The organism is Sphingomonas sp. SORGH_AS_0789 (assembly GCF_031453055.1).
Lineage (GTDB): Bacteria > Pseudomonadota > Alphaproteobacteria > Sphingomonadales > Sphingomonadaceae > Sphingomonas.
This window is the reverse complement of the sequence record NZ_JAVIYV010000001.1, coordinates 3,963,094-3,983,649: the sequence shown is the minus strand read 5'-3', so window position 1 is coordinate 3,983,649 and position 20,556 is coordinate 3,963,094. Positions and strand designations below refer to the sequence as shown.

Annotated in this window: 20 protein-coding genes; 19 read left to right on the top strand and 1 reads right to left on the bottom strand. The window is 64.0% G+C overall.

Annotation, left to right across the window (positions count from 1 at the left end; all coding sequences use genetic code 11):
* Positions 1–594: 594 nt before the first annotated feature.
* The 3 genes from QE360_RS17990 to QE360_RS17980 all read left to right on the top strand — a co-directional run bounded on the left by QE360_RS17990 (position 595) and on the right by QE360_RS17980 (position 8,012).
* On the top strand, positions 595–1,599 hold the full coding sequence (locus QE360_RS17990; protein WP_309703773.1) for a toprim domain-containing protein: 1,005 nt from the start codon (positions 595–597) through the stop codon (positions 1,597–1,599).
* A 34-nt stretch (positions 1,600–1,633) separates the two neighbouring features.
* Positions 1,634–3,676 carry a ParB/RepB/Spo0J family partition protein gene (locus tag QE360_RS17985; RefSeq protein WP_309703772.1) on the top strand — a complete coding sequence of 681 codons (2,043 nt, stop codon included), beginning with the start codon at positions 1,634–1,636 and terminating at the stop codon, positions 3,674–3,676.
* 61 nt (positions 3,677–3,737) lie between these two features.
* Positions 3,738–8,012: a strawberry notch family protein gene (locus QE360_RS17980; RefSeq protein WP_309703770.1), complete on the top strand. Its 4,275-nt coding sequence runs from the start codon at positions 3,738–3,740 to the stop codon at positions 8,010–8,012.
* 195 nt (positions 8,013–8,207) lie between these two features.
* On the opposite strand, the gene QE360_RS17975 is transcribed toward QE360_RS17980, so the two are convergent.
* Positions 8,208–8,717 (bottom strand): MucR family transcriptional regulator, encoded by a 510-nt coding sequence (locus tag QE360_RS17975; RefSeq protein ID WP_309703768.1) that lies wholly within the window; start codon positions 8,715–8,717, stop codon positions 8,208–8,210.
* 158 nt (positions 8,718–8,875) lie between these two features.
* Here QE360_RS17975 and QE360_RS17970 point away from each other — a divergent pair, with 158 nt between their 5' ends.
* From QE360_RS17970 to QE360_RS17895, 16 genes are all read left to right on the top strand, one after another.
* On the top strand, positions 8,876–9,355 hold the full coding sequence (locus tag QE360_RS17970; protein WP_309703766.1) for a hypothetical protein: 480 nt from the start codon (positions 8,876–8,878) through the stop codon (positions 9,353–9,355).
* The gene (locus tag QE360_RS17965) at positions 9,348–9,839 is read left to right on the top strand and encodes a hypothetical protein (protein ID WP_309703765.1); all 492 of its coding nucleotides are present in this window, start codon (positions 9,348–9,350) and stop codon (positions 9,837–9,839) included. The genes QE360_RS17970 and QE360_RS17965 overlap by 8 nt, the downstream gene beginning before the upstream one ends.
* A gap of 87 nt (positions 9,840–9,926) precedes the next feature.
* Positions 9,927–10,625 (top strand): hypothetical protein, encoded by a 699-nt coding sequence (locus QE360_RS17960; RefSeq protein WP_309703764.1) that lies wholly within the window; start codon positions 9,927–9,929, stop codon positions 10,623–10,625.
* 53 nt (positions 10,626–10,678) lie between these two features.
* Positions 10,679–11,440, top strand: a complete 762-nt coding sequence (locus QE360_RS17955) for a hypothetical protein (RefSeq protein WP_309703763.1) — start codon at positions 10,679–10,681, stop codon at positions 11,438–11,440.
* A 338-nt stretch (positions 11,441–11,778) separates the two neighbouring features.
* Positions 11,779–12,081 (top strand): hypothetical protein, encoded by a 303-nt coding sequence (locus tag QE360_RS17950; protein WP_309703762.1) that lies wholly within the window; start codon positions 11,779–11,781, stop codon positions 12,079–12,081.
* A gap of 37 nt (positions 12,082–12,118) precedes the next feature.
* Entirely contained in the window at positions 12,119–12,385 is a 267-nt protein-coding gene (locus QE360_RS17945; RefSeq protein ID WP_309703760.1) for a hypothetical protein, read from the top strand.
* 3 nt (positions 12,386–12,388) lie between these two features.
* On the top strand, positions 12,389–13,459 hold the full coding sequence (locus tag QE360_RS17940) for a hypothetical protein (protein ID WP_309703757.1): 1,071 nt from the start codon (positions 12,389–12,391) through the stop codon (positions 13,457–13,459).
* Between the two features lie 17 nt (positions 13,460–13,476).
* Positions 13,477–14,673 carry a DUF932 domain-containing protein gene (locus QE360_RS17935; protein ID WP_309703755.1) on the top strand — a complete coding sequence of 399 codons (1,197 nt, stop codon included), beginning with the start codon at positions 13,477–13,479 and terminating at the stop codon, positions 14,671–14,673.
* Between the two features lie 66 nt (positions 14,674–14,739).
* Complete coding sequence (locus QE360_RS17930) at positions 14,740–16,437, top strand: PRTRC system ParB family protein (protein WP_309703753.1); 1,698 nt, start codon at positions 14,740–14,742, stop codon at positions 16,435–16,437.
* Between the two features lie 34 nt (positions 16,438–16,471).
* Positions 16,472–16,900 (top strand): PRTRC system protein E, encoded by a 429-nt coding sequence (locus QE360_RS17925; RefSeq protein WP_309703751.1) that lies wholly within the window; start codon positions 16,472–16,474, stop codon positions 16,898–16,900.
* A 45-nt stretch (positions 16,901–16,945) separates the two neighbouring features.
* Entirely contained in the window at positions 16,946–17,152 is a 207-nt protein-coding gene (locus QE360_RS17920; RefSeq protein ID WP_309703749.1) for a PRTRC system protein C, read from the top strand.
* A 4-nt stretch (positions 17,153–17,156) separates the two neighbouring features.
* Positions 17,157–17,381, top strand: a complete 225-nt coding sequence (locus tag QE360_RS17915; RefSeq protein WP_309703747.1) for a hypothetical protein — start codon at positions 17,157–17,159, stop codon at positions 17,379–17,381.
* The gene (locus tag QE360_RS17910) at positions 17,374–18,321 is read left to right on the top strand and encodes a hypothetical protein (protein ID WP_309703745.1); all 948 of its coding nucleotides are present in this window, start codon (positions 17,374–17,376) and stop codon (positions 18,319–18,321) included. Before QE360_RS17915 ends, QE360_RS17910 begins: the two co-directional genes overlap by 8 nt.
* 8 nt (positions 18,322–18,329) lie before the next feature.
* Complete coding sequence (locus QE360_RS17905) at positions 18,330–19,136, top strand: PRTRC system protein B (protein WP_309703742.1); 807 nt, start codon at positions 18,330–18,332, stop codon at positions 19,134–19,136.
* Entirely contained in the window at positions 19,133–19,783 is a 651-nt protein-coding gene (locus QE360_RS17900) for a PRTRC system protein A (RefSeq protein ID WP_309703740.1), read from the top strand. The genes QE360_RS17905 and QE360_RS17900 overlap by 4 nt, the downstream gene beginning before the upstream one ends.
* Positions 19,783–20,556, top strand: a complete 774-nt coding sequence (locus QE360_RS17895; protein ID WP_309704229.1) for a PRTRC system ThiF family protein — start codon at positions 19,783–19,785, stop codon at positions 20,554–20,556. Before QE360_RS17900 ends, QE360_RS17895 begins: the two co-directional genes overlap by 1 nt.

Genomic DNA, 20,556 nt, shown 5'->3' with positions numbered 1-20,556 from the left:
GATCGGGCCCTCGTGAATTGTTACAGCCAAACCGCCCATCCGCTCCCGCAACGCTGGAGGTCCACCGCGTACGGGCGGAGGGTCCAAGCGATCCGTCGGTCGACGAACACGCGCGGCGATACTCGCCGGCAAAGATTAACGGGAAGGTGTAGGCAACGACAAGATCATGTTGCGGCGCACCAGGCAGAATGGAATTTCGAACGGAGTGCTAGCTTGCCCAAAGCGAGCTAACCCTTACGGAAGCGCTCAAGCAGTCCTCATCCTCGCCGCGGTACCGCATCAAAAGAAAATTAGCCGGTCTCTCCGACCCAATCGATCCCGCGCTGAGCATAGTCGTTTAGGCGAACGGCACGACGTTGCCACCGGCCGAGGTTCCCATAATATCCGATTGCTGGTCCGTTGCATCCACGTCATGGTGTGAAATCTCGAAAAACCTAGCTTGGCGCAACTTCGGTCGTTCGAGCATTCATGGTATTGATATATCTGCGCAATTCCTGAACGTGTACATGGTTATACATCCCGATTGCTGATTTTCTGGCTGACTGGGTCAGAACCAACTCTGACGAGCAAGTCTCAGCAATCCATGCAGATTTCATGACAATCGCGGTCACGAACGAATCCGATTCGGCTTTAATATGTCGGGGGTGGGCGGGGTTCATGGTGTCGCGGCTTGATGGGAAAACGACTTTGCTCGATCTGGGTATTTCCGAGTTGAAAATCGTGGGGTCTGATCTCGTCCGTCGCCTCGGTGGCGTATGGCGGGAAGATCGGGGTATGTGCTTGTGCCCTGCACATGCCGATCGGCTGCCAAGCCTCTCGGTTCGCGTTGGCCATACTAGACTTCTGTTCCATTGCTTCGCGGGTTGCGACACGCGCGACGTGCTACGTGCGGTCAGTCGTCTGCGCCCGCTGGCGCTCGAATGCCGAGCCGACCCCGGCTTTGTCGGAGCATACGATCCGCACACCGAATGGAAGAAGCAACGTCTGATCGGCCTCTGGAACACCTCTGAACGGGTTCAGGGCACCTTCGCCGAACGTTACCTCTGCCGACGCGCCATAGATATCGCGCCACCGTCGCTACGCTTTCATCCCCAAACCCCGCTTGGCAGTGGTCGCGCCCTGGAACATCGGCCTGCCATGCTGGCCGCTGTCACTGCGGCGCGCCAACTAGTTGCCCTTCAGCGCACCTTTCTGGATGCATATGGCCGCCGCGCCAGAGACCTTCGCCGCCCGCGGAGGCTTATTGGCCATCCAGGCAGTGGCGCCGTCCGTCTGGCCGCAGCAAACGACAACCTCGCCCTCGCCGAAGGGGTCGAAACATCCCTCTCGGCCATGATCCTGCTGGGCCTCCCCGTCTGGGCGGTCCTCGGCGCGGGACGCATGGCGCAGGTAGCCATACCCGACACGGTTGAGCGCCTCTTCCTGCTCCCCGATAATGATGCGCCGGGCAGGCGTGGGGCCTTGGCGGCATCCATCGCGCATGCCGCACCTGGGCGGACGATCGAGACGCTCTGGCCATGGTATGGGCTTAACGATTGGAATGACGTGCTTCGGGCGGTGAGGGGAGGGGGAGTGGAAGGGCTGCGGCAGGCGGCCTGACGGTCAGGTCCGCGGCGCCAAGGAGTATCCGCGCATGTCCCAGCTTCCGATCCTCGTTCCCGCATCGCGACTGATGCTCGACCCCAAGAACACCCGCAAGAAGCGCAGTGCGGCCTTCCTGGCGGAGATGAAGGCGAATATTGCATCAAACGGCATTTATCAGAACCTTGTGGGACGCCCGGTGCCGCGCAAGAAGGGCTGGTACTATGTCTCCGCCGGTGGAACTCGGTTGGAGGCAGTGCAGGCCAACATCGCCGATGGCGTGTTCGACCCTGATTATCCGGTTCCCGTGCTGGTTCGCGACGGCAAGGATGCAAGCGCCACGAGCCTGATCGAGAATGTACTGCGCGCCAATCTGACGCCGACCGAGGAATGTCGGGGCTATCAGGATATCATCCGCATCGAGGGTGTCAGCGCTGCCGCTCTCGCCAAGCGGATGCACCGGACCGAACGCTACATCCGCAGCCGCCTCCGACTTGCCGATCTGGCAACGCCGATTTTCAACGCTCTCGACGCCGGCGAGATCTCACTCGAGGTCGCCGAGGCTTATGCCCTCTCGACGTCGGACATCGACCGTCAGGCCGCCGTCTTCGAACTTCTGGGCCAAGGGCACAGCCGTGACAACGTCAACGAAATCCGGCGGCTGATCGCATCCTACAGCTACAAGGCAAGCGACCCGCGCTGTCTCCTGATCGGACGCGAAGCTTATCTGGCAGCGGGCGGCCAGCTCGATAACGACCTGTTCACCGATGCGGACAACGAACGGTGGCTGGATACCCATATCGTCGACCAGCTTGCCCAGGAGGCGCTGCTGAAGGCCGCCGAGGAAATCCAGGTGCGTGAGGGGTATGGCGAAGTCCGTGCCGTCCCGGCCACGGTCGTCCCGTACACGGAAACCTATGACCTCGAACCAGTCTACGGGGAGCCGCAGCCGCTGACGTGCGATCAGGAGGAACGGCTCGAGGCGCTGAGGACCGAAATCGCGACGATCACGTCCGACGACGACGCTCCTGACCATGGCGCCGAGGGCGATGGCCAAGACCGCCTTGCAGCCTTGATCGTCGAGTATGAGGCCATCGAGGCGCGTTCGGCAGACCTAGGAGAGGCGCAACGGGCGAATGCGCGTGCGTATCTGATCATCGGCAGCGATGGTCAGCCGCGACTCCATAACGAGGTTTTCGCGCTGCCTGCACCGACCTTCACTCCACTTGAGAGCGAAGACATGGATGGCGCAGCCGTCGATCGCGATCCTGCCGCGCGGGCTTGCGAGGACATTACGGGAACAGACGGGCCGGCCGAGCAGCCGATGATGAGCCAGGTGCAGATCGATCGGCTGGCTATCATGAAGACCGAATTGCTCGCGGTTCACGTCGCCAACAATCCCCCCTTCGCGCTCGATCTGGGCACCTTCCTGATGGCCGATCGCGCAGTTCGCCCCAACGACAGCGCAGAAATCCCCAGCGAGCTTCGTGCGGACGCTGCGCCAACCCGCGCACGAGACTTCGACAGCGGTACGGCTGCCGCGGCCGAGTGGGCGAAGTTCGACGACGCGCTCGATCGCAGCTGGGCAGTGCATGAGGCAATCGACGATCGCTATGATGCCTTTTGCTCTCTCCCGGATGAGTCCCGTGCGGCGTGGCTCGGCTGGTGCGTCGCCCGAACCCTCCATGCAGTCCCGCATGCCCAGCCAGGCACCGCGCTGATCGATCGCGCGGGGCAGAAGCTCGACATCGACGTCGCGGCATGGTGGCGTCCGACAGCGACAAACTTCTTCGACAAACTGACCCTCAAAGCGACGCTGTCGATCCTGGAGGACGTCGGCGGGGCAGAGCTCCGTGCACGGTACGGCGCATCGAAGAAGCACGACCTTGCCGCTTCGGCCGAGCGGATCTTCGCTGGCGACACGATCGTCGAGGCAGACATCAAGGCTCGGGCGCTCGCCTGGGTGCCCGATGCGATGCGGTTTGGACCGCCGCCGCAGGTGCAGGTTGCATCAGTCGAAGGCAATCACACCGATAAGGAACGGCAGGCCTCCGTCATCGGTGTGGACGAACCGGACCTCGATCAAGCCGCATGAAGTCCAAGCCCGGGGCTGGCCACCAGCCGCCCCGATTGCCTTAACGATCCGGAGGTTCTTCATGACCCAGCGAATGCTGGCGCTCGCACCTGAGGGTGGCGAGCCAGACCGCGCGTCGCGGCTATCTGCGGTAGCGTCGGCGATCGCACGCGCCTTCGAACATGGCGAGACCGTTACTCCGCAAATCATCAAGCGGCTGATGCGGGAGAGCTTCGGTGGCTCCGATGCCGATGGCGCGTGGTCGATGCGCGACGCTTACGACGCGCTCGAGACGGCGCAGGTTCTTGCCCTCTGTGATTGGAGCTGGCCGAGCGACGTCGAGGCCGCTCCGCACGAGGTGTTCGCCCGCCTGCGCGCTTTCGAGCGCAATCTGCCGACGCAGACCTACCGTTCGGAGGGGCAGATCGAGATGCAACAATTCTCGACGCCGATCACACTCGCGTGGTTGGCAGCGGTGGCGGCGGCAATTGAGCCTGAAGACCACGTCCTTGAACCGTCGGCGGGGACCGGAATGCTTGCGATCCACGCCAAACGGGCCGAAGCCACGCTGACGCTGAACGAGCGCGATACCGGAAGAGCCGATCTGCTGGCCCGCACATTCGGGCAATCCGTGTCCCGACACGATGGCGAGCACATCGACGACCTGTTGCCGGCTACTGAGCAGCCCACCGTCATCCTGATGAATCCGCCCTTCAGTCGCAGCGAGTTGCGGGGTCGGGATCGTCATGCCAGTGCCCGCCACCTCCGCTCGGCATTGGAGCGTCTGGCGCCGGGCGGACGGTGCGTCGCGATCATGCCGCCCTCGTTCATGGCGGAGGGCGCGGGCGGGCCAGGCTATGCCAGCGTCGCCGAGGTCGTGCTCCCGCGGGCCGAGATCACCATAGGCGGCGGCGCCTATGCCAAGCACGGCACTTCGATCGCCGTTCGGTTGATCATCTTCGACAAGGGATGGATCGGCAAACCCGATCGACATGTCGCAGAGTCGATCGAGATGGCTTTGCCGATCGTGCTCGGGGTGCCAGCCCGACTGCGTTGCGATGATCAACCGCCACCGGCGGCTCCGCCGGCAAGACCTCCACTGACCCGGCCCATGACCCTATCGGGAGGGCTGTTTGGAGGTGTTGCGGTCCATCGATTGTCCAGCCCTGAGCCGGCGCCTGCCGTAGAAAATGAGGTGCCGCTGCTCTCCTATACGCTGCTCGACGAACCTCGGCCGGTGGGCGAGGTCGTTGGCATCTACGCCCCGTGGCGGTTGGCGCGGATCGACATACCCGGAGCCAAGCCGCACCCGAACGAATTGGTCGAGTCCGTCGCCATGGCATCGGTGCTGCCGCCACGTGTCGGCTACCGTCCACGCTTGCCCGCTCGTACCGTCGCCGGATTGTCCGAGGCGCAGCTCGAAACGGTGATCCTTGCAGGCGCCGCTTTCGAACGCGATCTGGTTGGGAGATTTCGACCCAACAGGGCGGGGAATCAACTGGACGAGCATGCCGATGGCGAAGCCTATCGGATGGGCTTCTTCGTCGGCGACGGCACCGGCGTTGGCAAGGGCCGCGAGGCCGCAGCCTGCATCATGGATCGCTGGTGTCGCGGATACCGTCGTCATGTATGGATATCCAAAAGCGCGGAACTGATCGAGGACGCCCGCCGCGACTGGACGGCCCTTGGCGGCGTAGCGATCGACATCCAGGGTCTTGACGCCTTTCCCATCAGCTCCGCCATTCCGATGACGAGCGGCATCCTTTTCGTGACCTATGCGACCCTTCGTTCGTCACGCGGGGAGCACGCCTCGCGCCTGCAGCAAATCCTCGCATTCCTCGGAGAGGACTTCGAGGGTGTGGTCGTTTTCGACGAGGCGCATTGCATGGCGAATGCTGCCGGCACCGAAAGCGAGTTCGGCACTACCAAGGGATCGGAGCAGGGTTTGGCCGGTGTCCGACTGCAGAATGCCGTCCCGCGCGCCTGTATTCTGTACGTGTCGGCCACGGGTGCTACCGACCCCGCCAATCTCTGCTACGCAACTCGCCTCGGCCTTTGGGGACCAGGCACCGCTTTCGATAATCGAGCCAGCTTTCTTGCTGCGATGGAGGCCGGGGGCATCGCGGCGATGGAGGTCATCGCGCGCGACCTGAAGGCGATGGGGCGCTACATCGCTCGTTCCCTGAGCTTTGCCGGCGTCGAGTATGATCCGCTCGTCCATCGCCTGACCCCCGATCAGATCCGGATCTACGATGCCTATGCCGACGCCTGGGCTATTATCCATCGTGGGCTCGACCAGGCGTTGAAGGCCAGCGGGGTGATCGACCAGGTAGGAGGGGATACGCTCAACGCCCAGGCGAAGGGAGCCGCGTTGTCGCGGTTCGAGTCCGCCAAGCAGCGCTTCTTCTCGCAAATCCTGATCGGAATGAAGATGCCGTCCGTGATCGCGGCCATCGAACGCGAAGTGGATACAGGTCACTCGGTGGTGGTTCAGCTCGTCACAACCGCCGAAGCAGTCTTGGACCGACGCCTTGCCGCGCTGGGACCCGAGGAACGAGCCAGCCTCGATCTGGACCTGTCGCCCCGCGACGCAATGATCGATTATCTGAAGAGCGCTTTCCCGACGCGCCAGATGCGAGTGTTCAAAGATTCCGGTGGTACGATGCGCTCAGAACCGATGTTCGACGCCGGCGGCAATGCGGTAGCGTGTCAGGCTGCAATCCGGGCCAGGGATCGCCTTATCGAAGATTTGTGCGCGATGCCTGCTGTTCCAGCGGCGCTTGACGAACTGGTCCGTCATTTCGGCCCGGACCGACTTGCCGAGGTGACGGGACGAAGCCGACGAATCATCGTCGATGCCTCAGGGCGACAGAGGATCGAACGTCGTGGCAGTCGTGCCAATCTGGCTGAAACCGACGCCTTCATGGCTGCGCGAAAACATATCCTCGCATTCAGCGAAGCCGGAGGGACTGGGCGGTCCTACGACAGCGACCGTGCTACGAAAAGTGCTGATCGCCGCCGCGTACATATGGTTCTTGAACCCGGCTGGCGTGCTGCAAACGCCATTCAAGGTATCGGACGCTCGCACCGTGCCAACCAGAAAACACCGCCGATTTTCCGGCCAGTCACCACCGACTGCCGGGGAGAGCTTCGTTTCATATCGACGATCGTGCGGCGTCTCGATGCGTTGGGTGCGCTAACCCGGGGCCAGCGCCAGGCAGGAAGTCAGAATCTGTTCAATCCAGCCGACAACCTCGAAAGTGACATGGCCCGGGAATCGCTGAGCCAGTGGTATCGTCTGCTTCAGCAGGGCAAGCTTGCCAGCATCAGCCTGAGCAATTTTGAGGAAATGACCGGATTGTCCCTCACCGAGGAGAGTGGGGCGCTTCGCCAGCAGCTTCCGCCGATACAGCGGTGGCTCAATCGCATACTTGCCCTCCGTATCGGTGTGCAGAACGCGATCTTCGATGAGTATCTCGGGCTGATCGAGGCACGGGTCGATGCGGCCCGCGCCGCCGGGACGCTGGACGTTGGCGTCGAGACTATCCTGGCCGACCGCGTCCTGTTGCTCGATGATATACTCTTGCGAACCGACCCTGAGACCGGGGCGGAAACGCGCTTGCATCGCCTCGAGCTAAAAATGCGCCGGCACGCGAAGGCGTTCGACGAACTAATGACGGCGGACGGGCGTGTCGACGATATCGTGTTCCTGCAGAATCGGAAGTCGGGCCGTGCAGCGTTGCGCGTGCCCTCCTGGTCCATCACGGACGAAGAGGGCCGGCCGATTCCGATGTGCAGGCTTGTTCATCCAACCGCCTCCGAACGCATAGCGACAAGCAAGCTTCAGCGAAGCCATTGGCATGCGATTCCGAAGGCGGACTTTCGCGCGCTATGGGAAGCGGAAGCGGCGGCGGCGCGGAACGAACTTTATCGTGAGGAGGTCGCGATCGCCACGGGACTGCTTCTGCCAGTATGGGACAAGCTACCGGACGACGCAGTCCGCGTCCGCCGCATCGTCGATCTTCATGGCTATTCCCAACTGGGCCGGGTCGTGCCGACCTATGCCCTGGCGCGGCTCGCCGAGAAATTTGGCGTGGAAACCGCGTCGAGGATGTCAATCGCCGAGACGATCGCCTGCGCCATGGCCGGTGACGCAGGGCGACTATCCGCGCTTGGAAATGCATCGCTGCACCGGGTCATGGTCAACGGCGACTGGCGCCTGGAGATTCGCGATTATCCCGCAGAAAAGCGCGAATGGCTTAAATACCTGGGATGCTTCACACAGATCATTCAGTATAAAACGCGTCTGTTCGTGCCGGTCGATCGTGCGGCCGCGATCCTTTCACTTATACAATAAAGTATTATGAGGACAACAGCCGGGAGGCCGGTGTCGTCGCATTGATAGCCCGTCATAGTGTAGGCTAGGCGTCGACTTCGAGATCGATGGCGACACCCTCGCCGAGAAGCTGAAATGCGTCCGTTGTAAGCCGCATGCGACGCACTACGGCATCAAATTAAGTGGCTCGAGATTCTTTACTGGGAGCGTTCGGGGTCAGGCCGTCTCGGCAGCCGTCGCCTTGCGCCGTGCGCGTTTCGGAGTGGCGGCCGCAACAGGCGCCGGGCCGTCCGTCTCCGGTTTGGCTTGGGCCGCCGTTTGCCCTGGCTTGCGACCGAGCCCAAGCCGCTTGGCGGTGTCGCGGCGTGCTTCCGAATAGGCGGGAGCAACCATCGGGTAGTCGGCAGGCAGCTTGTACCGGTTCCGATAGTCAGCCGGTGTAAGGCCATGCGTCGAGAGATGCCGCTTGAGCGTCCGATAGGGCTTACCGTCGATCATGCTGATGATGTACTCAGGTGACGCGAGGCTTTTTCGAACAGAAATCGCGGGCACGAACTCCTCAGGCGTGGTCTCGGCTGACTGAGGTTCATCCCGTTTGGCAAGCACGGCGCGTGTACTCTCGATCAGTGCCGGTAATTGATCGATCGGCACCGTATTGTTCGAGACATAGGCGGTTAGCAACTGGACGGTCAGCGTCGTGAAATCGGGCTGTTCGGCATCGGCCATCACATACATCTTTCATGGAAGCATCGGTTTCGTAGGTTTGAGCGACGAAGGGCCGTCATGTCCAGCCCTATCGGGATCAGCGTTCGTAACGCGGATGAGGGGAGGGGAGGGAGGGCGGATAGGTGAGCACGCGCATGTGCTCGACCGGGAGAACTGCCATGGCAGACCGCGTATCGGCCAGGATCACGATCGGTGGCAAGTTGCCACGATCGCTACTCGATGAATTCACCCAGACAATCAACGACGAGGATGCCCGCCTCGACTGGGACGGCGAACCTTTCGTTGGGGATCAAATTCCGGCGGACGAGCCTCTTATACTCATGGCGCACGAGGTAGCATCTGGCAGTTTCCGCCAGTTGGAGTCCTTCTGCCATGAACATGGTCTGTCCTATGTCCGCTGGTCTGGCGGTCGTTCGGGCAGCTTCAGTTCGCAACGCATCGTCTTCACCGGATCGGGTGGGCCGGAGGTACATGCCGTCGCCGAGGATGACCAACTGGTGTTCGATCTCGCGACGATCCGCCGTCTCGGGAGCCTCGATGCGATCGAGGCGATTGCAGCCAGCGGGAATTTCACGCCCGGATCGTTTACCGTCGTCGACGACAGCCCTTCAGATATGACGGGCGCGCGCCATGGCTGACACATTCATTCAGGCGAGTTTCGCCTTTGCCTGCTCGCACGCGGAGATGGCATTGCTCGAAGAGGCGTTCCTCGCAGCAGCCAACCTCGCGGCAGATATGGAGCCTGATCCACCAAGCCCAGAGTTCCTCGACATCTTTCCCCCATCTGGCGGCGATGCGTGGCGTGGCTTTCGTACCCTGTTCGCCGATCCGCACTTTCCTGACTTCGGCGCCGAGATCGAAGGCGCCAACACGCTAACGGACCCCGGTCTCTGTCAGGCCACGATCTTCGGCATGACGGATTTCGAACCCAATGCGGTTGCCCGGCTCATCCAGCTTTGCTGTCGTGAAAGCCTCCGGCAGGCACCTGTCGGCTTCGAATATTGCTGGACCTGCAACAAGCCGCGTGTCGGCGAACTCGGCGGCGGCTGGTGCGTCGTGCACCCCGATCGCATCGAGAGCGGGACTACCGACGAGGCGCTCGCCGCCGCCTTGAGCAACTGAATCCAACCCGCGCGACCGAGGCCACCGCGCCGACCGGCGGGAGCGTGGTCGCGCGTCATCGATCCCTTCATCCAAGGAGATGACATCATGACCGACGTCAATATGGCGGCGCAGGAAACGCGCCTTTACAGCCAGACCCCGACTGACGATCGCGGCAACTTCCATTATCAGGGTGATCTGCATCGTGCCGGCGAAGCATTGCCCGACCTCTGCCGGCGGATCGAACGTCACCTCGCCGCGACCTTCTCCGAAAGCCGCTTTGCGGTGCGCGGCGAAACCTTCGCGGGGGGACGAAAAGTCCTCGTCGAATTGCTCGATCACGCCGCCGACCTCACCGCGGACACCGATCGTTCCGCATTCCAGATCACCGTGCGCGACCAAATCGAACGGTTCGGTTTCACTCGGTCCAACCTGTACCAGGATTACTCGTCCTGCGCTTTCTACAATGAGGTTCGGATCGGAGCGGCCTATTGGACGGCGCTCGCGGCGCGTCGCGGCATGGCCGATCCGGTCGAACAGAAGCTGACGCTCGCGGCGTTCCGCAAGACGGTCAAGCCCGGTGACACGTTGAAGCTGATCCATGCGCCCTGGCCGACACGCAATCTCGGCGTCACGCGAGTGGTGGAGAAGATCCGCTCCGCCGACCTGGTGCTCGGTGGCAGCCACCTCAACTATCCCCGCGCCGCCGGCTTTGCCTGTGATGGCCGCCTGGTGCGGATCGCATTGGGCGACGAACGTAACCCGGACGCCCATCTGCTCTACGAATGGGAACGCAAGGCAGCCTGATCGAAGGGGGGGAGGGGGCGGGGCGGACGTGCTGGCAAGGAGGACGTCCGCCCATGACCCGTGAAACGCTGAACATCGGTCCCGCCCCCGCCGAGGAGCCCTGCGCGCAACTCGGTATCACCGACCTGTTTGATCAGGCCAATTTGCTCGAGATCCTATGCTACCGGGCAACCCTGATCGCGTGTCATGGTGCACCGCCTGCGGGTGCCGCCTTCCGTGTCGAACGCAACGCCCACGATTTCGGTACCTATCGCGAACTGGCGGCGCGCTTCGATCCCGAGGACGAGAATGCCGTTGCCTGGGCCTATGCCGTTGAGGAGGGACTGGCACGCTGGCGCGACGCCGATTTCCCGACGCCCGTCATCTATGACAATCGGTCGCAGGTCACCGAGTTCGCCTGTTCCGATCATTTCGACGCCGCTCGCCGCGCGATGCTGCTCATGGAGCGGCTGCGGATCGATGGCTATGGCACGCCAGAACAGGCCATTCGCATCGCTCGGCTGCGTAGTGCCTATCTGGCTCAGGCCGAGGACGTCGACCAACTCCTTCGCCAATTGGCGACCGAAACGCATGTTCGGTCGCCTGACGATCGCCGGGTCAGCCTCTACGCACCCTATCAGCTGACCTTCATGCCCGCGATGTTCAACGATCGTCGTGGCGTTCACTATCCTGCGGGCGACGTCATCGACGTCCGCGCGCATGAACGGCGGGCGGGGCGGTGCCGGTACATCGCCTGCGAACTCGGCAGCGTCCGAACTCCCGACGACGCGCTCGCGCTGTGCTGGGAGCATATGGCGCGCTACGTCATACCCTGACCGGAAAGCATCGAGTGATGGCGCACATCGTTCGGAGCGTGGCCCATTGCCTTCGGCCAGGCTGCAGCCGTCGCTGGTTACGCGATCCCGTGCTTGAGGTCCCGTGTCCCTCCGGCGGCGCCGCTGTCGCCAGGCATTGCCGACGCCCGATCGGACATAGCGGGCCATTTGTCGAATTGCATGCGACGCGTGATCTGCTCGCCGATCGCGAGGGGCAGTACGGCCCGTGTCCCCTGGGCATCTGCGGCAAGGCGTCCCACTGCCGTCAGCCCGATTTGCGGTTGTTCCACTGAAGAGCTGGTCAAGCGAGCGTTGCCGGCGCTCGCAATGAGTTTTCGATGATTGAAACGCTGTTCGGCCGTATCGCGGCCGAGGCAGGCTGGAGCGATGCCGGTCGCATTGCGGTGCTGCTCCGCTACGCCGCCCGTCGGGGTACGCCCGAGACTTTCGCTGCCTTTCTTGCCGAGGAGTGCGCAGACGAGAGCGATGCTGTCACCTGTGTCATAGAGAAGGTCATCACGCTGCTGCGTGACCCAGGCCTTGCCCTCGATCCGGCCTTCCGCGGCTATTGCGCTCGCAGCCACGATCTCCTGACGCCACGACAGATTGCCGAGCGCTGGTGCTGCTGGCGGGCCTGTTGAGTCCGTTCCCCCTTATCTTTGGACGGAGCCTGCCATTATGACCGAGCCTGCCGATCTGGCGCACACTCTGCCCGAGATGTGCGCGACATATTGCCTGTCGACCCACGAGCCTATCGTCATGAAGCGCGGCGAGTCCGGCCACTGGCCGCTCCCGGATGGCATGACGGTCGAGCGGATCAACGCGGTATTTCGTGCAAGTCCCTCGCATGTCGCCGCGATGCTCGCCGGCTCGATGTTCGGCTGGGACGTCCCGGGCGCCGATCCGACGCGATATGACAGGCAGGGACGGCCCAACCAGTCCTGATCCGTGGCGATCGAGATCGTCGTCGGCCTGCCCCATCTGTCGAGGGGGCCGCTGCTCGACCGCGCCCGCGCCATGCAGGTGCCGGTGCTCGTATCGGCAAACGCCTTCTCGCGCTGGAAGCGGCGCGACGGTTGTCGCATTTGGTCCGGGTGGCGCACCGGCACGCTCGCCAACGCCCATGATCTCGTGTCGCTCGATCTCGATAGCGCCGGCTTCGTGCTGGCGGTGAAGGAGCGCGGAATCCCATGGAGCATCGACGACTATATCGGATTGGCCGCCAGCTTCCCGTTCCGCCGGTTCGCCAGCCTCGACCTGTGCTGCGAAGCCGAGATCGCGCGCGATCGCGATGAAGTGCTCGACCGGATCGCCCGGACGATCCGGCTGAACCGGGCCTGTCACGCACGCGCGACCGAGGCCGGCATTGCATGCGCCTTCAAGCCGGTCCTGCAGGGCAGGCGGCCGGATGACTATCTTCGATCATGGGACGGGATCGCGCATCTGGTGCGCCCCGGGCAGGTCGTCGGCGTCGGCAGCCTTTGCCGCCGACATGTCGGCGGTCCGGAGGGCCTGATTGCCGTCATCGATCGGCTGGATCGAAAGCTGCCGCGAGATGTCCGGCTCCATGGCTTTGGGGTCAAGGGTACGGCGCTGTCGTTCCTGGCGAGCTTCGGCGACCGCGTCGCCAGCATCGACAGTCAGGCCTATGGCATTGCCGCCCGCCGCGAGGCTCATGCCGCTGGCCGGCCGAAGACCGCGGCGATGGTCGCTGCCCATATGCAGCGTTGGGCCGAACGACAGCGAATGCGGCGCGCGCATCCCGTACCTGTCCAGACAGCGCTCGATCTTGGAATGCCGGACGCGTTGCCAGTGAACGCCTGGGAACGGGCACTGGCTGATGCTCGTGCAGAAATCCACCGCCTGATCGAGGAAGGCGAGATCGCGCACGACCAGATCACCGCCGGGTGGATCACGGAATGGGCGGCCGCGTCGATCGATGCCCGAGGGCGGCCCGACCTGCCGGAAGGGAAGAGTGGGAAGAAGGGCGGATCGGGAAACCGGATCCTAGCCCTATAGCAGCAGGAGACATATCCATGGCGAGCTTTGCTTCCGTCGCCCACCGGCCGCCGGTCGATGGCGCCTACCGCGTCGACATTTCGCGCGGGCGTAACATCGATCGCGTCTCGTCGGAATGGTATTCTCGTCCCGACGACGAGCGATATCTCTCGCTGACCGACCTCTATGCCAGCGTCCGCGGGCGGGCAGAGCGGGCACGAACGGGAGTCGTCGAAAGCGCCAGCATTCGCGTCGAGGCGCGCGGCGAGCACCGCGAGCAACTGGCGCTCCTGGTGCCGGACACCGGCGGCCCGATTGCACCGACCAACTGGTCATTTGGGCAGCTCTGCAGCCTTGTCGGCGCGCCGGCGTCCTACCTGCGCCAGCTTCCCGCGGTTCTCGCGGGCATCAACATGCAGCACGGCCTGCTCCATCACCGCGCCGAACAGGTGAAACTCCTCCAGACCGACGCTGGTCGTACCGAACTGCGCGCCGTAACCGGTCCCGATTACGGCCGCATCTGGGACCATGAACTGGTCGCCGCGGTGATGAAGATCGCCGGCAACGGCGTCGGCGATTCGCGTTGGAAGGTGCCCGGCGTCCTCGACTGGCGTTCGATGTGCCACAACCCGTATGTCGACGTCAGCCGCGAGACGACGACGCTCTACGCCTCGGATCGCGACGTCTTCCTGTTCCTGGTCGACGATACCCATCCAATCGAAGCGGGCAAGCTGCCGAACGGTGATCCCGATTACTATTTCCGCGGCTTCTATTGCTGGAACAGCGAGGTCGGCGCCAAGACGCTTGGCATCGCCACCTTCTACCTGCGCGGCGTGTGCCAGAACCGCAACATCTGGGGCGCGGAGAATTTCCAGCAGGTCAACATCCGCCATTCCAAGTTCGCGGCGGCGCGGTTCGCGCATCAGGCGGCGCCGGCGCTCGAAAGCTTTGCCGACAGTTCGCCACGTCACTTCATCGACGGCATTCGGTCGGCCCGTGAGCGGATCGTTGCCAGGGACGACGAGGATCGGACCGACTTCCTCCGCAGGCGCGGTTTCTCGAAGGCGGAAACCTCCAAGGTCATCGAGATGGTGCTCGCCGAGGAGGGGCACCCTCCAGCATCCGTCTTCGACTTCGTCCAGGGCATCACGGCGCTCGCCCGCGCCAGGACGCATCAGGACAGTCGCCTCGAACTCGAGGCGAAGGCGACGAAGCTGCTCGAACAGGCACGCTGACCGAGCCGATCCATTTGCCGTCCCGACGATGCGCGGCCCGGTCCAACGACCAGGCCGTGGCTCGGCATGACCGCGCCGATTGCTCGCCGCGCGCCGCGCAGCCGCATCGGTGTTCCGTATCCCGCCAGGAGAACCGTCTTGAGCGCTTTGCCAGTCCCGGTCAGCGATACGCTGCCGCTTTCGAGGATCGTCAAGGGGGCGAACCCTCGCCGCTACTTCGATCGCCAAAAGCATATCGAACTGGTCGCATCGGTGCGGCTACGCGGCATCCTCCAGCCGATCGTCGTTCGACCGGTCGTCGGCGATCTGTTCGAGATCGTCTGCGGTGAGCGGCGCTACCGCGCGGCGCTCGAGGTTTATGGTTCCGATGGCGACATCCCGGTCGTGATCCGCGTGATGAGCGACGATGAGGCGCTCGAAGCCGCGATCGACGAGAATGACGCCCGCGATGATGCGTCCGAGACCGAGCAGGCGGATGCCGCCGCCCGTCGCCTTGCGGCCTGCGGCAACGACCGTGCCGAGGCCGCCCGCCGGCTTGGCTGGTCGCGGGCCAAGCTCGATCGGCGTCTCGCGCTCGCCAGCCTGTCCGAGACGGTCAAATCGGCGCTCGACGAGCGCCGCATCAAGGTCGGTCATGCCGAACTGCTCGCCGCCGTCCCAGGCGACAAGCAGGACAAGGCGTTGGAAACCATCCTCGGCGCGAACCTCGACGTTGCGAAAACCCGCGAGTTGCTGATGCGAGTGACGCAGGACCTTGGACATGCTTCGTTCGACAAGTCGGAATGCACCACCTGTCCATTCAACTCCGCGACGCAGCGTGCGCTTTTCGACACCCATGTGGAGGACGGTCATTGCACCAATGCAACCTGCTTCCAGCTCAAGACCGAGGCAGTCGAGCAGATGTTGCGGGACGAGCGCGAGGAGATAGCGGCACGGCTCGCACGTGACGCGACTGACGATCCCGAGGTCGACGACGAGAGACCGGAGGATAGCGGTGTCGACGATGAAGCGGCGTCGCGAAGCGGCGAAGACCGGACGGACGGGATCACTTCGGCCAAGGACGTCGGAAGCGGGGCGATGCCGCCGAAGCCGGTAAAGCCGGTGAGCACCACATCTTCCGTTCGCGCTCCGACCGTCGATGCACGCTATATCGCGGCACGGACGAAAGAGTATCGCGAGGCAAGCTGGAGGACCGCGGTCGCCCGGACGCTCGCCGGCGACCCGGCGAAGGCCCGCACCGCGATCCTAGTCGCGGCTCTTTCGGGAACGCTCAGCCAGATCAAGCCCGAGACCCTGACCTCCCGCGCCGCCCTGCTCGTTGGCGAGACCTTCCCGAGCCTCCATTTCGCGGGCAAGATCGCTCACATCGACGGGCTGTCCGATGGTCCGGCCGGGAATGTGCTGGCGGTGATCGGCGCTGCCTATGCCCGGGACGTGGGCAGCTTCGACCACGTTGCCGATCTTGCCCGCGCTTTTGCGGTCGATCTGCGCGACAGCTGGCAGGTCGATCGGGCGTTCCTCGAACGCTACACCAAGGCCGAACTGACCTTCATCGCACGTGAATGCGGCCTGGTCGCGCACATGGGGGACAAGGCGTTCGCCAAACTGCTCGGCGCAACCAAGGCCGACCTCCTGAGCGGCATGATCCATCGCTTCGGCTTCGACTGGGCAGGTCGCCTGCCCAGCGCGATGACGCTCGACGGAACCTATGCGCCGCCGCTCACATCGGCCGGCCCGACATCCGTCACCGCTATCGCCGCCTGACCTGCTTTATCACGACTACGAAAGATCGACCGCCATGCTGATCGCAAACCTTCTCCCGCTGCTGGGACGCTACTCACTCGGCCTCGATCTGGTCGCCGGGCCGGGTGACACGGTCACACTGACGATCATTCCGCGGAAGCGGGAAGGGGCCACCAGCGCCTTGGACGCAAACGAGACGCGTCCGATCGCGATCACGGCACCCGCCCACGAAATCGATGCCGAACTTGCGCTGGGGGAGGACGGCGCGCTTGGTCAACTGATCGCAAGTCGGAAGGCACTGGCTGACCAGATCGCCGATCAGCGGCAGGCGGCCGAAGCGGCGAAACAGGCTGCCTCCAGCGCCGCGGCGACGAAAGCCGCACCAGCAGTGCCCAAGGCGGCGGCGCCCGCACCCGTCAAGGCACCGGCACCGACCAGCCCGCCCGCCGGTGCCAGGGCCGACGAGCCGGCCACTCTCTTCTGATCGCCATCGATTTTCGTTCGACGACCATCTCGCAGGAGACCGTTCATGCAGATCCGGCAGTTGACCAGAAGCTATCGTTACGACGGCATCGATCTTCCCGTGCCTCCCCACCTTGCCGAGGACCCGGCCGCGCTGCGCGCCTATCACGCCACGCTGTATCCTGCGATCCTCAACGCCGACATGGTCGACGCCGGCGTGTCTGGCGATGCGCATGTCATCGAATATCGCCGTGCCGTCGGGACCAAGGGCTGAACCCATGGCCAGCCAAAAGCCATCGGCGATCCCCGCTGCGCCGCGCAAATCCCTCCTCGACTGGATCGCAAGCGATGAAAGCGAACAGCCCGGTCTTTCCCGCCCCACCTGCAGCGCGCAGGCAAGCCACCTTCACGCGGCGGTCCTTGCCGGCACGCATGCGAGCGAGGGTTACGGGCGCGAGCCACTTCGGCCGCCGCCCGAAATGCAACTCGCCCCGATTGGTTGACCTGACTGGCCGCGCGGTCCGGCTGGCAGACGACATACCCACCGTCTTCGATGGCCCGTTGTCACCGCAGCACCGGCTGATCGGGACCTGGGTTGGGGGGCACCACAGCAACGGGACGGAATATACTCGCTCACAAGCCCGGCGTCGTATCGAGCGTGCCTTCGCCACGGCAGTGTCCGACATTCTGGAACCTGTCGTGCTCGCCGACCTGCGGGTTTCTGTTCGCAGCGACGAGGCCGGTGACCGTTCCGCCCTTGCTGTAAACTGCGACAGTCTTGGTCAACTCGATCTCGGCTGGATCGAAGACAGCGATGCGCCGATCCCCTGGCGCGCTACCGCCTATTCGGCGCTCGAGCGGATGCTGGGGCGCGTCCTGCCGGTCTTCGGTTACGGGGATCTCTTCGACGCGTACGCCGCCTACAACTGGGAAGGCGAGACCGATGACGAATGGGCTCGCCAGGCACTGATAGAGCTCCACGGTGTGAGCGAGCAGGACCTTGATGGCCAGATCCTCCCGTCGACAATGAATGCTGACCGGCCGCCATGGATGATCGCAGAGAATGCAGTCGGCGACGCACTGCTGCCCCGCTCCTTGAACGAGCGCCTGGACCGCGTCCGCGAGGCACACGATGCCGTGGGTGCATCTCCATCAGACTGCGACGCGTGGCATGTCGAGCAGGAGATCCTGTTCGACTACATGCCCGAACTGGAGGAGTGCTTCCACCTCCCGCCGCTAACGATCGTGCCCCTTGCGTCGTTCGCCGATGAACTCGACGATATCACTCGCCACGGGATGGAAGCCGGATTCACCGACGTCGCTGGTTTGTACCCACTTCCCGACGCGTCGAGGATCGACGACTGGCTCGCCTCGCTCCGGCTCGGCGCGCGCTTCCTGTGCGCGGTCCAGGATCTCCTCGCTTTCGATCCCACGCAATCGTGAGGTTCGCCATGACGTATCATTCCACCAGCTTCCTGGCGTCCGGCGATAGCCTGATCCTGAGCAAAGCCATTCTGCTCTATCGGTCGGGTGGCGCGCTTCAGCATGCGTCTGCCTTCGCCAGCATCCACGAGGTCGAACTCGACGAAGAGGATCGACCGACGATTGCGGCGGGTGTGCCGCTGTCGCGCGCCGATCTGCGCCACTGGGCCACCGCGCTGGGTCGCATCACCAGGCCCGAACTCCTGCCGGAGAATGTCCTGGTCGCCCACTCGGACATGCTCGCATGGTGGGCGCCGGCGCAGGTTCGGATGGGCTTTTTCGCGCTGTCGGACCCGCCGCCCGATCTCCATCGACTAGGCGAGCGGACGATCGTACCGGTGCCCTATCCAGCCCATCTCTTCGTCGCGACCCACGCCCGCCTTGGGGTCTATGCCCTGCCGGTGAACGCACGGCCGAGCGCCGATACGGTGCTGCGCCACTCTCCGATCCTGAACGTCTTTTCCGACGGTCAGCTTTGCTGGGGCACCGTCCCCAAACCCACGAAACTCGAGGTTGCATCGATACCGGCCTTCGAACGCGCGGTGTTCGACAGTTGGTCGACCCATCCCAATCAAGGCCAGGACCTGACCGTGACCGGCAAAGGGGGGCTTATCCGGCTCTGGGACGACCTCGCCGCTCGCGAGGCCACGCGATTTCCCGTCCGGCGGCTCAAGCCCTTCGTCGTAAGGTCAAAAGGGCGGATGCGAACAGGCTCGGCTCAGGGGGTGCCCGAGCCGATGACCGTGGCCCGGCTTATCGCACGAGGCGGTCGATGACGCCGCTCGCCGACGATCCAACAGCGGCCGCGGTCCTGGCGGCCATGCCGTGCTACCCGGTGCCGGCGACCGGCCGATCCCCCGCCATCGATGGGCTGCGCGCGGCTCAGTCTGGCCATGGCTTCGCCATCGGCAAGGACGGTGTGATGCTGATCCTGCGCCGGCCCTGGCTGATACTCGACCTGCCGGTCACACCGCCGATTCCGGCCTATCTGCCCTATGGCAGCATAGGCAAGACGGAAGCCGAACTGCGTTGCGGTCTGATCCCGCGCGTGCATCTCGATGCAATCCGCGAGCACTTCCTCGCCAGCCTGCCCGACGAGGGGGCCGCCTTCATCCTCTGGAACGAGGACACGCGCACCTTCTGCATCGAGTTTCCGACCGTGATCGAGGCGAGTCCGTCCCGTATCCTATACCGCACGCCCATTCCTCCGCCGGGTTGGCACGTCGTCTGCGACGTCCACAGCCATGGGCGTTTCCGTTCCTATTTCAGCCCCACCGACGACGCCGATGACGCGCACGCGACCAAGATCGCCATCGTCATCGGCCGTCTCGATGATCCCGCCGGTCCGGATATGGCGGCGAGGCTGTGCGCTGCCGGCATGTTCATCCCCCTGCCGCGCAGCCCCTTTGCGAAAGACGGATGATGGAAATCGATAGCTCGGATCGTCATTACCTCCCGGCAGCCTTCGACCAACGGACGATCAGGACCCTGCTCGTTGGGTGTGGTGGGAACGGGGCCCAGATGCTGATGGGACTGGCCGCCCTCGAGACCGGCCTGCGGGCGATCTCCTCGCGTTCGCTCCACGTCGTCACCGTCGACGACGATATCGTCAGCGAAGCCAATCTCGGGCGTCAGCCCTTTTATCCCTGCGATGTCGGCGACTCGAAGGCGCGCGTGCTCACCGAGCGGATCAACATCGCCCATGGTCTCGGCTGGACCGCAGTCCGTGGCCGTGCACCGCAAGCGGTCGACCTCGCGACGATGGACATCGTCATCAGCTGCGTCGACACCGCCTCGGCTCGTCGGTCGCTCGGCGCCGCGATCGAGGACGCCAGGCGTAAACCGGTTTATTGGATGGATCTCGGCAACCGGGCACTGGATGGGCAATTCGTAATTGGCTGTCCCGGAACGGCGGATGAGCCTGCGCGCCCGCGATTGCCGACCGTGCTCGAGATATTCCCCGAGCTGGCCGATGACGGCCTGCCCGACGACGACACGCCTTCCTGCTCGGTGGCCGAGGCGCTCGAACGCCAGTCGCTGTTCGTCAACCGTGTCATAGCCAGCCACGCCCTCGCTTTGCTGTTCGACCTGCTGGGTCGAGGGTCGATCGGTCACGCCGGGGCCTTCATCAACCTCGCCGCCGGTCGATCCGTGCCGATCCCCTTGCCGCGAAGCGGCAGCGGCTCGGACGGATAG

What these genes read in the sequence shown, in the direction of transcription:
- QE360_RS17905 (WP_309703742.1), top strand. Translation starts at nt 18,330, where the DNA reads ATGACGTATCATTCCACCAGCTTCCTGGCGTCCGGCGATAGCCTGATC.
- QE360_RS17915 (WP_309703747.1), top strand. Translation starts at nt 17,157, where the DNA reads ATGGCCAGCCAAAAGCCATCGGCGATCCCCGCTGCGCCGCGCAAATCC.
- QE360_RS17920 (WP_309703749.1), top strand. Translation starts at nt 16,946, where the DNA reads ATGCAGATCCGGCAGTTGACCAGAAGCTATCGTTACGACGGCATCGAT.
- QE360_RS17895 (WP_309704229.1), top strand. Translation starts at nt 19,783, where the DNA reads ATGGAAATCGATAGCTCGGATCGTCATTACCTCCCGGCAGCCTTCGAC.
- QE360_RS17960 (WP_309703764.1), top strand. Translation starts at nt 9,927, where the DNA reads ATGACCGACGTCAATATGGCGGCGCAGGAAACGCGCCTTTACAGCCAG.
- QE360_RS17935 (WP_309703755.1), top strand. Translation starts at nt 13,477, where the DNA reads ATGGCGAGCTTTGCTTCCGTCGCCCACCGGCCGCCGGTCGATGGCGCC.
- QE360_RS17930 (WP_309703753.1), top strand. Translation starts at nt 14,740, where the DNA reads ATGACCGCGCCGATTGCTCGCCGCGCGCCGCGCAGCCGCATCGGTGTT.
- QE360_RS17945 (WP_309703760.1), top strand. Translation starts at nt 12,119, where the DNA reads ATGACCGAGCCTGCCGATCTGGCGCACACTCTGCCCGAGATGTGCGCG.
- QE360_RS17955 (WP_309703763.1), top strand. Translation starts at nt 10,679, where the DNA reads ATGACCCGTGAAACGCTGAACATCGGTCCCGCCCCCGCCGAGGAGCCC.
- QE360_RS17900 (WP_309703740.1), top strand. Translation starts at nt 19,133, where the DNA reads ATGACGCCGCTCGCCGACGATCCAACAGCGGCCGCGGTCCTGGCGGCC.
- QE360_RS17980 (WP_309703770.1), top strand. Translation starts at nt 3,738, where the DNA reads ATGACCCAGCGAATGCTGGCGCTCGCACCTGAGGGTGGCGAGCCAGAC.
- QE360_RS17970 (WP_309703766.1), top strand. Translation starts at nt 8,876, where the DNA reads ATGGCAGACCGCGTATCGGCCAGGATCACGATCGGTGGCAAGTTGCCA.
- QE360_RS17990 (WP_309703773.1), top strand. Translation starts at nt 595, where the DNA reads ATGACAATCGCGGTCACGAACGAATCCGATTCGGCTTTAATATGTCGG.
- QE360_RS17925 (WP_309703751.1), top strand. Translation starts at nt 16,472, where the DNA reads ATGCTGATCGCAAACCTTCTCCCGCTGCTGGGACGCTACTCACTCGGC.
- QE360_RS17950 (WP_309703762.1), top strand. Translation starts at nt 11,779, where the DNA reads ATGATTGAAACGCTGTTCGGCCGTATCGCGGCCGAGGCAGGCTGGAGC.
- QE360_RS17965 (WP_309703765.1), top strand. Translation starts at nt 9,348, where the DNA reads ATGGCTGACACATTCATTCAGGCGAGTTTCGCCTTTGCCTGCTCGCAC.
- QE360_RS17975 (WP_309703768.1), bottom strand. Translation starts at nt 8,717, where the DNA reads ATGGCCGATGCCGAACAGCCCGATTTCACGACGCTGACCGTCCAGTTG.
- QE360_RS17985 (WP_309703772.1), top strand. Translation starts at nt 1,634, where the DNA reads ATGTCCCAGCTTCCGATCCTCGTTCCCGCATCGCGACTGATGCTCGAC.